The 13,291-nt window shown below is 62.9% G+C and carries 14 protein-coding genes; 11 read left to right on the top strand and 3 right to left on the bottom strand.

Features of this window, described 5'->3' with window-relative positions:
* The 8 genes from OEJ36_RS29640 to OEJ36_RS29605 all read left to right on the top strand — a co-directional run.
* A partial coding sequence (locus tag OEJ36_RS29640) for an RHS repeat-associated core domain-containing protein (protein WP_317891610.1) occupies positions 1 to 1,265 on the top strand: 1,265 nt, incomplete at its 5' end.
* On the top strand, positions 1,253 to 1,885 hold the full coding sequence (locus tag OEJ36_RS29635) for a hypothetical protein (protein WP_263404549.1): 633 nt from the start codon (positions 1,253 to 1,255) through the stop codon (positions 1,883 to 1,885). The genes OEJ36_RS29640 and OEJ36_RS29635, both read left to right, overlap by 13 nt.
* Before the next feature lie 443 nt (positions 1,886 to 2,328).
* The gene (locus OEJ36_RS29630; protein WP_173180033.1) at positions 2,329 to 2,586 is read left to right on the top strand and encodes a hypothetical protein; all 258 of its coding nucleotides are present in this window, start codon (positions 2,329 to 2,331) and stop codon (positions 2,584 to 2,586) included.
* 89 nt (positions 2,587 to 2,675) lie between these two features.
* Entirely contained in the window at positions 2,676 to 2,915 is a 240-nt protein-coding gene (locus OEJ36_RS29625; protein ID WP_263404548.1) for a CopG family ribbon-helix-helix protein, read from the top strand.
* A gap of 260 nt (positions 2,916 to 3,175) precedes the next feature.
* Positions 3,176 to 4,384 carry a hypothetical protein gene (locus OEJ36_RS29620; protein WP_263404547.1) on the top strand — a complete coding sequence of 403 codons (1,209 nt, stop codon included), beginning with the start codon at positions 3,176 to 3,178 and terminating at the stop codon, positions 4,382 to 4,384.
* A gap of 147 nt (positions 4,385 to 4,531) precedes the next feature.
* Positions 4,532 to 5,050 carry a sigma-70 family RNA polymerase sigma factor gene (locus OEJ36_RS29615; RefSeq protein WP_263404546.1) on the top strand — a complete coding sequence of 173 codons (519 nt, stop codon included), beginning with the start codon at positions 4,532 to 4,534 and terminating at the stop codon, positions 5,048 to 5,050.
* On the top strand, positions 5,011 to 6,003 hold the full coding sequence (locus tag OEJ36_RS29610) for a FecR domain-containing protein (RefSeq protein WP_263404545.1): 993 nt from the start codon (positions 5,011 to 5,013) through the stop codon (positions 6,001 to 6,003). The genes OEJ36_RS29615 and OEJ36_RS29610 overlap by 40 nt, the downstream gene beginning before the upstream one ends.
* A gap of 100 nt (positions 6,004 to 6,103) precedes the next feature.
* Entirely contained in the window at positions 6,104 to 8,560 is a 2,457-nt protein-coding gene (locus OEJ36_RS29605; protein WP_263404544.1) for a TonB-dependent siderophore receptor, read from the top strand.
* 83 nt (positions 8,561 to 8,643) lie between these two features.
* Here OEJ36_RS29605 and OEJ36_RS29600 read toward each other — a convergent pair whose 3' ends face one another.
* Together OEJ36_RS29600 and OEJ36_RS29595 are read right to left on the bottom strand one after the other, a co-directional pair.
* Positions 8,644 to 9,321, bottom strand: coding sequence for a class I SAM-dependent methyltransferase (locus tag OEJ36_RS29600; protein WP_263404543.1), 678 nt, complete (start codon positions 9,319 to 9,321; stop codon positions 8,644 to 8,646).
* Positions 9,322 to 9,335: 14 nt separating this feature from the next.
* Complete coding sequence (locus OEJ36_RS29595) at positions 9,336 to 10,226, bottom strand: NAD(P)/FAD-dependent oxidoreductase (protein ID WP_263404542.1); 891 nt, start codon at positions 10,224 to 10,226, stop codon at positions 9,336 to 9,338.
* A 163-nt stretch (positions 10,227 to 10,389) separates the two neighbouring features.
* Between OEJ36_RS29595 and OEJ36_RS29590 the strand changes: the two genes are divergently transcribed.
* Together OEJ36_RS29590 and OEJ36_RS29585 are read left to right on the top strand one after the other, a co-directional pair.
* Positions 10,390 to 10,848, top strand: a complete 459-nt coding sequence (locus tag OEJ36_RS29590; RefSeq protein WP_263404541.1) for an Rrf2 family transcriptional regulator — start codon at positions 10,390 to 10,392, stop codon at positions 10,846 to 10,848.
* Between the two features lie 102 nt (positions 10,849 to 10,950).
* Positions 10,951 to 11,481: a hypothetical protein gene (locus tag OEJ36_RS29585; protein ID WP_263404540.1), complete on the top strand. Its 531-nt coding sequence runs from the start codon at positions 10,951 to 10,953 to the stop codon at positions 11,479 to 11,481.
* 12 nt (positions 11,482 to 11,493) lie between these two features.
* Here OEJ36_RS29585 and OEJ36_RS29580 read toward each other — a convergent pair whose 3' ends face one another.
* Positions 11,494 to 12,042, bottom strand: a complete 549-nt coding sequence (locus OEJ36_RS29580; protein ID WP_263404539.1) for a hypothetical protein — start codon at positions 12,040 to 12,042, stop codon at positions 11,494 to 11,496.
* Positions 12,043 to 12,211: 169 nt separating this feature from the next.
* Between OEJ36_RS29580 and OEJ36_RS29575 the strand changes: the two genes are divergently transcribed.
* The gene (locus OEJ36_RS29575; protein ID WP_263404538.1) at positions 12,212 to 13,036 is read left to right on the top strand and encodes a suppressor of fused domain protein; all 825 of its coding nucleotides are present in this window, start codon (positions 12,212 to 12,214) and stop codon (positions 13,034 to 13,036) included.
* Positions 13,037 to 13,291: the final 255 nt, after the last annotated feature.

Below are 13,291 nucleotides of genomic sequence, written 5' to 3'. Positions count from 1 at the left end.
CCCACAGCCTGTTCGGCAGCCTCGACTACCAGTACGACGCCCTCGATCGCCTGACTGAGGAAAAGGCCGCCTCCAGCCGCCAGGCCTACGCCTACGACGCCACCGGCAACCGCACTTCGCGCACCACCTATGCCAGCAGCAACGGCACCGAAACGCAGATCACCAAGCAGACCCTGCACTACGCCACCGACAGCAACCGCCTCATCCAGCAGAGCACTCTGTACCCCTTCCAAGCCGATGCCGCCGGCAACTACACCCGCTACAGCCCGCTCAAACGCTACACATACGACGATCAGGGCCGCCTAAGCGCCGTCATCAACGGCCTCTCCAATACCGGCGGCGTCCCCATCGCCAGTTACGCCTACAACGCCCTCGGCCAGCGCGTGCTCAAGGACGTGCTGCAAGGCACCGCCCATACGCCCTACACCTACCTCTACGGCCCCGACGGCCAGGTGCTCGGCCAGGTGCGCTACACCAGCAACGGCAAGAAGAGCAACGCCAGCTACTACGTGTGGCTCGACAGCCTGCCCATCGCCCAGATCGACCTGAGCTACGACGCCGCCGGCACCACCATCGCCAGCACCACCCTCAGCTACCTACACAGCGACCACCTCAATACCCCGCGCCTGGCAACCAATCAGGATGGCAACTTGGTGTGGAGCTGGCAAAGCGATGCCTTTGGTTTAGGGAACCCCCTCGACGATAACAACAGCATCGATGTGATCCTGCGCTTCCCCGGCCAAGTCGCCGATGCGCAAAGCGGGCTCTACTACAACTACTTCAGGGACTACCATCCGGGGACTGGACGGTATGTGGAGAGTGATCCGATTGGGCTTAGAGGTGGACTTAACTCGTACTCGTATGTCAGTGGCAACCCTTTAACTCGCTTAGATATATTTGGGCTGACTCAAGAAGACATCGACGACATGCTGGAGCTCGCGAGCACCATGGAGCCAGATCTAAAAATACCAGATGAAGTCACGGTGAAAGACCTAGGAACCGATATATATGGCGGCTCCATAGTTGGCTTCACAAATCCGCTAACAAAAAACATATCGCTTGATGACAGATACTTGAAAACATTGACATGCCCGCAATACTTAGACCTGTACGAGCAAATCACACACGAATCAATCCATGCTACTCGTCCGCGCCACGACATGATTCTAAGGCCATCAACTCACCAAGACATTTATGATGACGCTGCCCGCAGAACCGCAGCTGCATCTAGAGTAATCAGGATGTACTGCCCATGCGAAAAATAATTACGGCCTCAGCCTTCGGACTAACTCTAACAGCATGCTCATCGCAGCAGATAGACTCTTTCTATGTCGAAAACGGCAGTATGGCAGAGTTAGTAAAAATAGAGACCATAGAGCAAAAACAAAAAAATGCCTTGAGCCTTACACCCAAGGAAAGAGAAGTCATCTTCACTGGACATAGGATACGTGAGGGGAATGACGTCATACTTGCAGTTAGGTATTTCTCATATACAAATTTCCTACATGACTCTGCCACCTATAAGAAACTAACCATTTCAGTACCCCCCCTACCCAACAGCCAGAAAGGAGAAGCGATTAATTATAATTTTTCAGATATAAGCGGCTTCTTATCTAGCAGTTCATCTGTCTTTCCCGGGTCAAATGGTTGTTACGGCCAGCCGGTAGGTGGAAATATTTCTGTACAGAGACTACCCAAAGAAAAAATTCTATTGACTCTTAACTTAAATTTCTCTCAATCCAGCCCAACAGACTGGAAAGAAGAGTGCACCAGCAAAGCAATACGTGAAAAATTCATACTTCAACGCAAAGATGTAAAAAATCTCACACCTTGGGAAGGAGCACCCGGAGCTCACGCTTACGAGGAAACAACGAGATCAAACTAGAATTGGGTGCATTGAATGAGTTCAAGAGAGGGAATAGCCACTCGTATCCCGTTTGAATAGATACTGACTATCTCCCCTTGCCCTTCCGCCCCCTCCTCCCTATCCTGCCCCGGCCACGGTAAATCCCGTGGCCGGGTTTGACAGCCCGAAACTAACGGGCGCGAATGCGCCACGAGGTGCATGCGAGAAACAGCGAATGTTTTTTGCAGGCATTGGCACGCATGCAGCTTTCATAGCTGCTCTGCTTTATGGCAGATCGCGCGGGGAGACCTTCGCGGTCTGCCGGTTCCCGTTAGCCGGTCTGTCAACCCCGCGCGGTCTGCCACCCTTCGATTGACAGCGAATTGGTGCCAGCTCCTGACCCCATAACGGAGAACCACCATGCACGAAGCTTATCTCTCTCTCGCTCATCCCCTCCGCGTATCCTCAAAGGAGGCCTCGGCATGAACAGCGCCCCTTTGATCGATTACAAAGAGCAGCGCATCCAGCAGTTGGTCGACCACCTCGACACGCGACTGCACACCACCCAGGTGATGGCGGAGTTGCTCCTGGATTTCGCAGCCTTGCGCGACGGCGCCGACTACTCCTACCTCAGCCGGTACCGGGAAGGCGCCTTGATGGACGCGATGGTTCATCTGTCGCGCAACAACTATGAAGACTTCTGCAAACTGGCAGAGTTGGCGCAGTTGCCGGGTAAATAGCCGGGGCCCTGTCCCCGTCTACTTGAGGATTCGCCTGGAGCAACCGTGTTGCTCCAGGCGATACAGTCCGTCCGTACATGGAGGTCGCCATGTCATTCGTTTCGCTCAATATTTCCGAGAAGGTCGTCCAGTACCTAGCCAGCCTGGCCGAGGCCACTGGCCGCAGCGAAGACTCCCTGACGGAGGAAGCGCTGTCGCAATACCTGCGCCGTGAAGCCTGGCAACTGACGGAAACCGAGCGCGCCTTGAAGGAGGCTGATGCCGGCGACTTCGCCAGCGATGAAGAGGTGCAGTCCGTACTGGAGAAATGGTCCTGCAACGCATATTGAGTGGCTGGGCACTTTGCCGACGTTAGACGCCTGGCCATGCTCGGTCCTACCGGGCGCCCATGAATCAGCCTCCAGATGCGCGGTAGGCCACTACGACAAACACCAAGCCCCGCCGACCACCGGCCACCCCTCCTCCACGGATTCAGGCCTCTCTCACAGAATTTCCTGCCTGGCTCCCTCGATAATTGCCGCCTCAACACCCCATCCCACATCCATCCGCTGCCACCGCAGCCGCCGAAACGAGCCCGAAAGGACGCACCATGGCCAACGCCCCGAGCCCCGCTCTTACTGCAATCGATTACGACCGCATCCAGGCCCTGCTGAATTCGGAGTACGTGGAAGAGCACTTCCACGCGTACATCGAAGGCGGCGACAACGACGAGTGGGTGACCCTCGAGCACGGGGATGGCGAGGAGACAGAGGCGTTCGTGGTATTCGACCAGCACCGCATCCGCGTTGCGGTGGAGAACTTCAACAGCCCGGGCGCGAAGAACGGTCACAGCGACCACTGTCACTTCATCTTCAAGCTGGTGGACCACGAGACCCGCGAGTACGAGGTGCGCTACCAGCCCTATGAGGTGGACGCGCAGGGCGAAGACCAGCTCGACACCTTCCCCATCGCCGAGCAGAGCGCGGCGATCCAGGAAAACGCCGTGATGTACTTCGAGGCGCTGGAGACCTACATCGCCGCCAAGGACGAGCAGCTGACGAACATCAAGGCCAGCCTGCCCCCGGCCATGATCCTCAACGTGCTGGGCAACATGGATTCCTTCGATGCCCTGAAGTCGGAGTTCGAGGAGATGGCTGCTGCGGCCTTCGTCGACACCTATCGCCTGGACCCCGAGTTCAGCGAACTGGAGAACGACGACCGCATGCCCCGCTCCTACTCGGCCTGCATGGACCGCACCGAGCCTTCGATGACCGATCAGGACTGGGAGAACATCGAGAACCACAGCGCCTCCGCCTACTTCATCGTGCGCAACATCTTCTCCGAGCGCACGCGCATCTCCGTGGCGATGGTCACCGCCCGCTGCCTGGGCAACCTGATCGACAAGGGCATGATCACCGCCGCGAAGATCGAGACCGCCGGCCTCGCCCACGGCCTCGTGCGCTGGCGCGAGCTGATCACCCAGATGACCGACGCGGTGGAGCAGCGCGACCAGAAATCCATGCTGCTGGCCCTGTACAAGATGTTCGTGCGCAAGCCCATCAGCGATGACGACAAGCTCTACAGCTGCGGTATGCAGAACCTGGGGCTGCCGGACTTTGTGATCGCCTTCGGCGAGGACGAGGAGCCCACCGAGCAGGAGCAGATCGATTCGGTCGCACGCTTCGAGAAGGCCTTCCTGGCGACCTTCGGCCTGGAAGACGCCAGCGAGCCGCTCACGCCCTACAAGAAGCGACCCGACTTCGGTTACCCGCTGGGCGACCTGCGCCACAACCCCTTCGGTTTCGTGCTGATCGGCTGAACCGAGCGGCGGTAGCGAACGAAAAAGCCCATTCTCCGGAATGGGCTTTTCGTTGGCGGATGCCACCACGGGCAGCGGGATGTGTTGCGGCGCCTCGCTCGCCACCAATAGAATGCGATTCATTCTCATACATATCCTTGGATCGCCATGGCTTCCTCCGCCAGCCCTCACCCGCTGCACGACCTCTATAGCGAGCACCACGGCTGGCTGCTCGGCTGGTTGCGTCGCCGGCTGAGCAACCCCTGCGATGCCGCCGACCTGACCCAGGACACCTTCGTCCGCCTGCTGGCCGCCCCGCAGGCGGCACCGCTGCAGGCGCCCCGCGCCTACCTGGCGACCGTGGCCAAGCGCCTGATGATCAACCTCTACCGGCGCCGCTCCATGGAACAGGCCTACCTCGAAGCCCTGGCCAGCCTGCCGGAACAACAGGTGCCGAGCCTGGAACACCAGGCACTGGTGCTCGAAGCGCTGCAGGAGGTGGACGAAGTGCTCTCGCGCCTTGGCAGCAAGGCCCGCAGCGCCTTCCTCATGTACCAGCTCGAAGGCCACAGCCAGGAGGCGATCGCCGCCAGCCTCGGGGTCAGCGTGCGCTCGGTGCAGCGCTACCTGGCCCAGGCCTTCGAGGAATGCATCGTGCTGATGGCCAGCGAGGCCGGCTGGCCATGAGCGGGCAGGCCATCGATCGCGGCGTCGCCAGGGAAGCGGCACGCTGGTTCATCCGCCTGCAGGCAAGCGATGCCAGTGCCGAGCTGCACCTGGCCTGCGACACCTGGCGCGCCGCCGCCCCCGAGCATGAGCGGGCCTGGCAACTGGCCGAAGGCTTCCACGCACGGATGCAACTGATCCCCAGCGACATCGGCCGCGCCACCCTTGGCAAGCCGGCGAGCCTGGACCGGAGACGCGCCATCAAGACCCTGGCACTGCTCATCGCCTCGGTACCCGCCGCCGTGCTGGTGCAGCGCAGCGGCACCTGGCAACACTGGCGGGCCGACCAGCGCACCGCCAGCGGCGAGCAACGCGAACTCACCCTGCCCGACGGCACCCGCTTGCGCCTCAACACCGACAGCGCCGTGGATATCGACTACGACGCCAGCCAGCGCCGCGTCCGCCTGGTGAACGGCGAGATCGCCATCATCACCGCCCAGGACGCCCTCGGCCGCCCCTTCCGGGTGGAGACGGCGCAAGGCGCCATCGTGCCGATCGGCACCCATTTCCTGGTGCGCCAATACGACCGTCACAGCGATATCGCCGTGCTCGAAGGGGCGGTGGAGCTGACGCCCGTCGGCTCAGGCACAAGCCTGCGCCTGGACGCAGGCCAGCAAGCCAGCCTCGGTGCCAGCGGTGTGGCCACACCAAGCCCGCTGGCGCCCAGTGCCGGCGATTGGTTGCGCGGCGTGCTCAAGGCCGAGCGCATGACCCTCGCCCGCTTCGCCAGCGAGCTGAGCCGCTACCGCCCGGGCCTGCTGCGCTGTGATCCGGCGGTGGCGCACCTGCAGGTTTCCGGCGCCTTCCAGCTCGCCGATACCGATCTCGCGCTGCAGGCGCTGACCCGTGTACTGCCGGTGAGAATCAGCTACCGCACGCGTTACTGGGTCACCATCGCGGCGGCGGATGCCTGATCCGTAAAGCGAACAAGAATCCTTGTCGTGTTTTCCCTCGCTCGAATGTCCTCTCTCGCGAATCACGCCAAACACATTCGACACACTTGGGGAATTCTTCATGCAACGACCACCGGCCCTCCCGTCCCGCCTGCTGCCATCCGGACTGGCACGCGGCATCAGCGCCGCCCTGCTCGGCGTCGCCCTGGCGGCCAACCAGCCCGCCATCGCCTGGGCCGAGACCCTCGGCCAGCACAGCCAGTCGCACACCTTCCAGGTTGCAGCCGGGCCGCTGAGCAGCGCCCTCGCCGAATTCGCCAGCCAGGCCGGCATCACCTTGCCCCTCGAGCCCGACCTGGTGCAGGGCCTGAGAAGCCCCGGCTTCAACGGCAAGGCCAGCGTGCCCCAGGCACTGGGCCAGTTGCTGCGAGGCACCGGCCTGCAAGCCAGCGACCAGGGCAAAGGCCTCTACCTGCTCAACCGCGCGAGCAGCGGCAACAGCCTGGAGCTAGGCGCCACCACCGTGACCGGCACGGGCCTGGGCCTGACCACGGAAGGCAGCGGCTCCTATACCACCGGTGCCATGAGCAGCGGCACCAAGCTCAGCCTGTCGCCACGGGAAACCCCGCAGTCGATCAGCGTAGTCTCCCGTCAGCGCATGGACGACCAGGCGATGACCACCCTGGGTGACGCGGTGAAGTACACCCCGGGGCTGACGCTGACCAAATGGGGCGGCGAGCGCGAGCGCTTCAACTCGCGAGGCTTTCAACTCAACAACCTGATGATCGACGGCATCCCCGTTCAATATGAGGAAGCGAGCCTGTCCACTGGCCTGCTGTCGATGTACGACCGCATCGAAGTCGTGCGTGGCGCCGCCGGACTGATGGAGGGTGCCGGCTCGCCGGGTGGCTCCATCAACCTGATCCGCAAGCGTCCGACCGATACCTTCCAGGGTTCCATCACCGCCGGAGCAGGCAGCTGGGATAACTACCGCAGCGAGCTCGACCTCAGCGGCCCGCTGAACGCGAACGGCACCTTGCGGGGCCGCACCGTGCTCTCGTTCCAGGACAAGAACGCCTTCATTGACGACTACGAGAACCAGCGCAACCTGTTCTATGGCGTGCTCGAAGGCGACCTGGGCGAAGACACCACGCTCGCCATCGGCGCCAGCTGGAGCCAGGACAACAACCCGGGCGCAGACTGGAACGGCCGTGGCACCTACGCAGACGGCCACTTCCTGCCCATCTCCCGCTCCACCCGCATGAGTCCAAGCTGGTCGTACTGGGACAAGGAGAGCACCAGCGTATTCGCCGATCTGGACCACCGCTTCGCCAACGGCTGGGCGGCCAAGCTCGCGGCCACGGCCATCAAGAGCGAGATGGACATGTTCGGCACCTACCTCTACCGCCCCGACCCGGCCTCGCGGGACCTGGGCTTCGGCGTCGGCCAGTACCACTACGAAAACACCCAGACCAGCCTGGACGGCTACCTGACCGGGCCCTTCAGCCTGTTCGGCCGCAGCCACGAGCTGGTGGTGGGTGGCAGCTACCGCAAGCAGGACATCGACGACGGCCCTGGTGGCTGGCCGCTGGGCTTCACCTATGAATTCGATCCACTGGCATTCAACGGTAAATCAGTGCCCAAGCCGCAGATCGTCAACGCCTGGTCCCGGGACGGCAAGGTCGACCAGTCCAGTACCTATGTCACCGCACGCTTCAGCCTCACCGACGCGCTCAAGCTGGCCGTGGGCGGTCGCCTGGATTGGTACGAGTACGAAGTCACCACCCATTCCGGGACCTGGACCGGCAACGACGCCTACAAAGCCACCCGCGAGTTCACCCCGTACCTGGGTTTCACCTACGACCTGAACCAGAACTACACCGCCTATGCCAGTTGGACGCGCATCTTCAATCCGCAGAACTATGCGATGGCCAGTGGCGGCCTGCTCGACCCGCAGGAAGGCAGCAACTACGAGATCGGCCTGAAGGGCGAGTACCTCGACGGCCGCCTCAACGCCAGCGTCGCGCTGTTCCAGATCGATCTGGAAAACCTGCCGATGCAGCTCGACAGCGCCCTCTGCCCACTGCAGCCATCGGGCTGCTACGCCGCCTCCGGCGAGGTGCGCAGCCGGGGCGTCGAACTGGAGCTGAGCGGCGAGGTGCTGCCGGACTGGCAAGTATCCGCCGGCTATACCTACAACTACGCCAAGCACATGAAGGCCTCCGAGTACGCCCCGATCGGCACCACCTCCAGCGGTGAACGCTACGCCACCAACCTGCCACTGAACCTGTTCAAGCTGGCGACCAGCTACCGCCTGCCCAGCGAGTTGAACCGCTGGAAAGTCGGTGGCGGGCTGCATGTACAGAGCGACATCTACAGCTCCGACGGCATCGAGCAAGGCGGCTACGCGGTCGTGGACCTCTTCACCAGCTACGATGTCGACTCGCACCTGACCCTGAGCCTCAATGCCAACAACCTGTTCGACCGCGAGTACTACTCCAGCATCCTCGCCACCAGCGGCGGCAACTTCGTCGGCGACCCGCGCAACTACATGCTCACCGCCCGCTACCGCTTCTGACGGCGGGCCGGAACGCCATGCGACGGCAATGCCGCCGCATGGTGCACCTCATCGACAGGTTATGGCCGCGCCTGGCCAACGCTCTAGCCAGGCCGGTAACCCACCCAGCCCCTGAAGGTGAAACCGGCGTAGAACAGCTCCACCCCCTCGAAACCGGCCTGCCGCAGCAAGGCCTCATCCTGCTCGGGCGAGAGCAGCGGCAAGCGCTCGCTGATGGCCGCCATCGCATTCTCGGCCTGGGCGGCGGGAACCCCGGATGCCGTGGCGAAGGCCGCGTAGCGCCTCAGCCAACGCGTACGTTCTGCAAGCGGTTGCGCAACGCTGTGATAGGCGACCACCAGCGGCGCGCCAGGCTTCAGGCGCAGCAGCAGCTCCCGGAGCGTGCGCAGGCGCTCCGCCTCCGGCAGGAAATGCAGCGTGAGCAGGCAGGTGGCGCCATCGAAGGGCTCCAGCGCACTCGACTCGATATAGCCCTGGTGCAGCGTCACCCGAGCATCGAGATCGCCCAGGGTCTGGCGGGCCAGGGCGAGCATTTCCGCCGAGGGGTCCACCCCGAGGAAACGCCAGCCGGGTTGCGCCTCGGCGAATACCTTCAGCTCCAGGCCACCGCCGGCGCCGAGCACCAACACCCGCCCCTGCGCGGGCACCTGTTCGGCCAGCAGCAGGGTCGCCATCCGCTGCAGGGCATGAAACCCGGGCACCTGGCGAACAGGCCCTTCCGCGTAACGGGCGACGGCTTGTGGATCGGAAAACGCTTGCATAGGGGTCTCCGCGATCAGTGGCTGTCGAAGATCAGTGACTGATGCGCAGCGGCACCGGCCAGGGTCCCATCGCCCACTGCCAAGGGCACCGAGCCGCCCATCCGCGCCGCATCACCGCAGGCGTAGACGCCCTTGACGCTGGTCGCCTTCATCGCGTCGGTGCGAATGATCCGCCCATGGAAGCCCTCGTCGAACTCGCAGCCCAGCGACTCCGGGAGCGAGCTGGCGACATCGATGCGGGTGGGCACGAACAGCCCGTCCAGGCTGATCACCCGCCCATCGCGCAGCACCAGATCCAGTTCGCCCTCGAGACCGCGCACCGGCTCGCGCTCCAGCGTCACGCCGCGCGCGGCGAGCGTGGCCAGTTGCTCCGCGTCGGGCTCGAAGGCTTCGTTGAGAAACAGCGTCGTGCTGCCCCAATCCGGCAGCAGCAAGGCCAGGTGCATGGACATGGCCGAAGTGGCGATGACGCCGATCCGCCCTTGCTGCAGCTCGTAGCCGTGGCAGTAGGGGCAATGGAACACCCGGCTGCCCCAGCGCTCGGCCAGGCCGGGAATCTCGGGGAGCTGGTCGACGACACCGCCCGCGAAGATCAGCCGGCGCGCCTCGCGCGGTTCCTCGCCCTCGATCTCGACACGGAAACCCCGCGCCGTCAGCGCAACGGCGACGGCCTTGCCGGTGAGCCACTCGACCGTCTCGTAGGCCATCACCTGCTCGCGTGCCTGGCTGGCGATGGCGCCGGGCGCGTTGCCGTCCTGGGTCAGGAAGCCATGTGAATGGGCGGCGAAGCGGTTGCGCCGCAACCCCTCGTCCATCACCAGGATTCGCCGGCGCGCCCGCGCCAGGGGCATGGCCGCCGACAGGCCGGCATAGCTACCGCCGATGATGATCACGTCGTACTGCATCGCTGCTCTCCTCCGTTGCTCGCCAGCATCCGGGACTCGGAATGGCCGGCCGAAACTCATGAAACTTTTAGAGCTACATGATAGAGCGAGGATTTTTTCTCACGCAACTTATAAAGTGGCGTTATTCGATCCACCTGACGTAAGGCGCAACAGAGGCAATTCGATGAGAAAGGACAGCAGGCTTTCCCGCATGCTCCACGTGCTGCTGCACATGGCCCGCCACGACCAACCCTTCACCTCGGAGCAGATCGCCCGGATGCTGGACACCAACCCGGTGGTGGTGCGCCGCACCATGGCCGGCCTGCGCCAGGCGGGCTATGTAAGTTCTGAGAAAGGCCACGGCGGCGGCTGGACCCTGGCCGGCGACCTCGAAACCATCACCCTGCTGGACATCCACAACGCCGTCGGCGGCCCGAGGATCTTCGCCATCGGCATCGAAAACGAAACCCCGGAATGCGCCGTCGAGCGCGTGGTCAACGCCGCCTTGGAAGACGCCCTGAACCAGGCCGAAGCGCTGCTCATCAACCGCCTCGGCGCCATCACCCTGGCGGAGCTGGCACATGATTTCGACGTGCTGTGCAAGGCGAGCGGCTGGGGGATCGACGGGCGGCATGAAGGCTGATGCAGGCGCCCCGAGGTTTGAGCACCGGGAGCATTGTGCGGGACAGGTGACACACGTAGCCTTGCGCGCCCTGAATTCGCCATTTCAAGGAATGAAGCCGTCATGAACGCTGTAAACCTGATCGGGCTGTCGAGCCTGTGTTTCTCACTGGCCTGCAGTGCATCGGAGCACGCGATGGAGTTCGATGTCTCCTATGGGAACTACGGCACCTTCTTCCAGCAGAACGTCGGGAAACAGGGCAAGTTGTCCTGCGACGTGAAAATCGACGATCACCGATACGGCGAGAAATGGAGCCCCGGCGTGATTCTCGCGGCAGCGGAGGATGAGGTGGAAGACAACACCCTGTTTCTCGACAGTGCGCCCTCGGGTGAGGGGCAACGCAGCTTCTTCGTGCGCACCTTCAATGCCGCACAGCCGGTCGTCAGCAGGAACATCCTTACCACCGCGGACCACAAGGGTGCCTATACGCTGCGCCTGGCCTGGCACAGCGATGGCTCCATCAGCTATCAGGTCGCCAGCGGTGACGTCTGGTCAAAGGAGATGAAAATCGAACAGCCCGGCTTTGCCGTACGGCATGTGAGCGTGCACGCGACGGGCGTCGAAGGCACCGCTACCTGCGAGCTGAGCGACTGACCGCCAGCGCCGCTACTGCTCATCCTCGGGCCGCAGCGGTGACTTCCACCAATCGCACCACTCCACCACCTCACGGGACATACCGTCGAACGTCGCGTGGTAGTTGTGCGCGTGAGGCACGGGGACCTGGGGCTCACCCTCAGTGAAACCAAGCTCCCTGAGCGCATCCACATAGCCGTCGAGCGGGCCGTAGGCGTAGAGCATGTCGTGTCGGTCCCAGGCCAGCGTGGCCTGTTGCGACGGTGAATGGATCCACAGATCGAAGCGGCTGTCATTCGCCAGGAACGGCCTGAACTCGCGGATGAACGCCTCGATCTCAGAGCAAGACAGCTCCGGGCTCTGGTAGCGCGCCGGCTCGGCCTCGCCACGAACCGTGTGCAGGATATGAAGCAGCAACAACGGTTCTTCCAGGCAACGAGCAAGCCGCAGGATCACCTCCGGATCAGAGCCTGGAACGCCAACCACTACCCGCTGGTGCGCCTCCGCATCGGGAAGCGAAAAAACCGCTGGGTGCCGATACGGCGCCCATTCACCGTCCACCAGATGACCCAACTTGTACATGCACCGCCTCCTTGCCCTTATGCCTGAAGGGCACGGATGGTGCAGCCAGGAGCAACTCAAAGCAACCGATGAGAACACCGTTACGGAACCCGCCCCCGGCTATTTCCATCCCCAGGTGCGACCCTCACAATGCCCCTTCCGAGCCACCCACCCAACGCAGGGAATGCCCATGGAATTCTTCAGGAAGCTGTTCGGATCATCGAAACAACCCGCTGCCGAAAACGCGCCAGCAACTCCAGCGCCCGGCAACGCTGAAACCCCTTATGAGATGACCGAAGCCGAAGCGGCCAAGCAGGCGGCCCTGGAAGCCAGTAGCGAACGCCTGGATCTGCACTGGCAAGGCATCGGGACCGTCGAGCGGGATGTGCTGGCCTACCTCATCAGTCCCAGCTTCACAGGCGGCCCCTACTGGCCCTCCACCCGCCAGGCCTATCGGGTCGTGCGCCGCGCCGGGAGCATCCTCCTCGCCACCGATGGCCTGTCGTCGCCATTCGATGACGGCGATGAGCCGGTGAACGGCTTCGAGATGGAACTGTTCATCGACACGCCCGACATCCCCGAGCACGCCCGAGGAGCAATGGGGGAAGTCGACCCGCTCAAGCAGAGCTGGGCTTTCGAGCTGCTGGAGAACGTGGCCAAGACCGTGGCGAACGCCGGCGGCATCACCGCGCAACTGCAACAGCACGGTGCGCTGTCCCTGGAGCTCCCGGGAGTCAGCCAGTCCCATCACCTGGGCGAACAGTTGCCGCCTGCCTTCGTCACCGACGATGACTGCATCGGCGTCCTGCTGGGTGGCCCCGAGCCGGACTTCGCCACCCACCTGGAGGACATGCCTCTATCCCCGGTCATCCTGGTACCCGTGGTGCTGATCACCGCATCCGAGCTCGACTACGTCCGTGCTGGCGGCTACGACGCACGCCAGGACCTGCTGCAACGGCTGAAGACTGCAGGTGTCGGCCACAGAAGCGCACTGGGGCGTGACAGTGTCGTGTGAGCACTGGCAGCAGCCAAGGAACACTGGGAACAGTTCCGCGCCGGGTTCTGCCGCTCGATGAGCCAGACCTATGGCGGAGCCTGGGCGAGCACGCACCAATCCGACTGCAGAACCAAGCTGGCTGATCAGCTCAAGAACGCCATGGGCGATTACGGCTGGTAGGCAACCACCGTAATTTCAGCGAGTTCTGCAACGGCTCGGAAAGAGTCCGCAAGAACGATCAAATCCCCACCGTGCTCCACTGCTAACGTCGCC

The sequence above is a fragment of the Pseudomonas sp. PDM13 genome (assembly GCF_025685765.1).
Taxonomy (GTDB): Bacteria; Pseudomonadota; Gammaproteobacteria; order Pseudomonadales; family Pseudomonadaceae; genus Metapseudomonas; species Metapseudomonas solani.
This window is presented reverse-complemented; position numbering and strand designations above follow the sequence as displayed.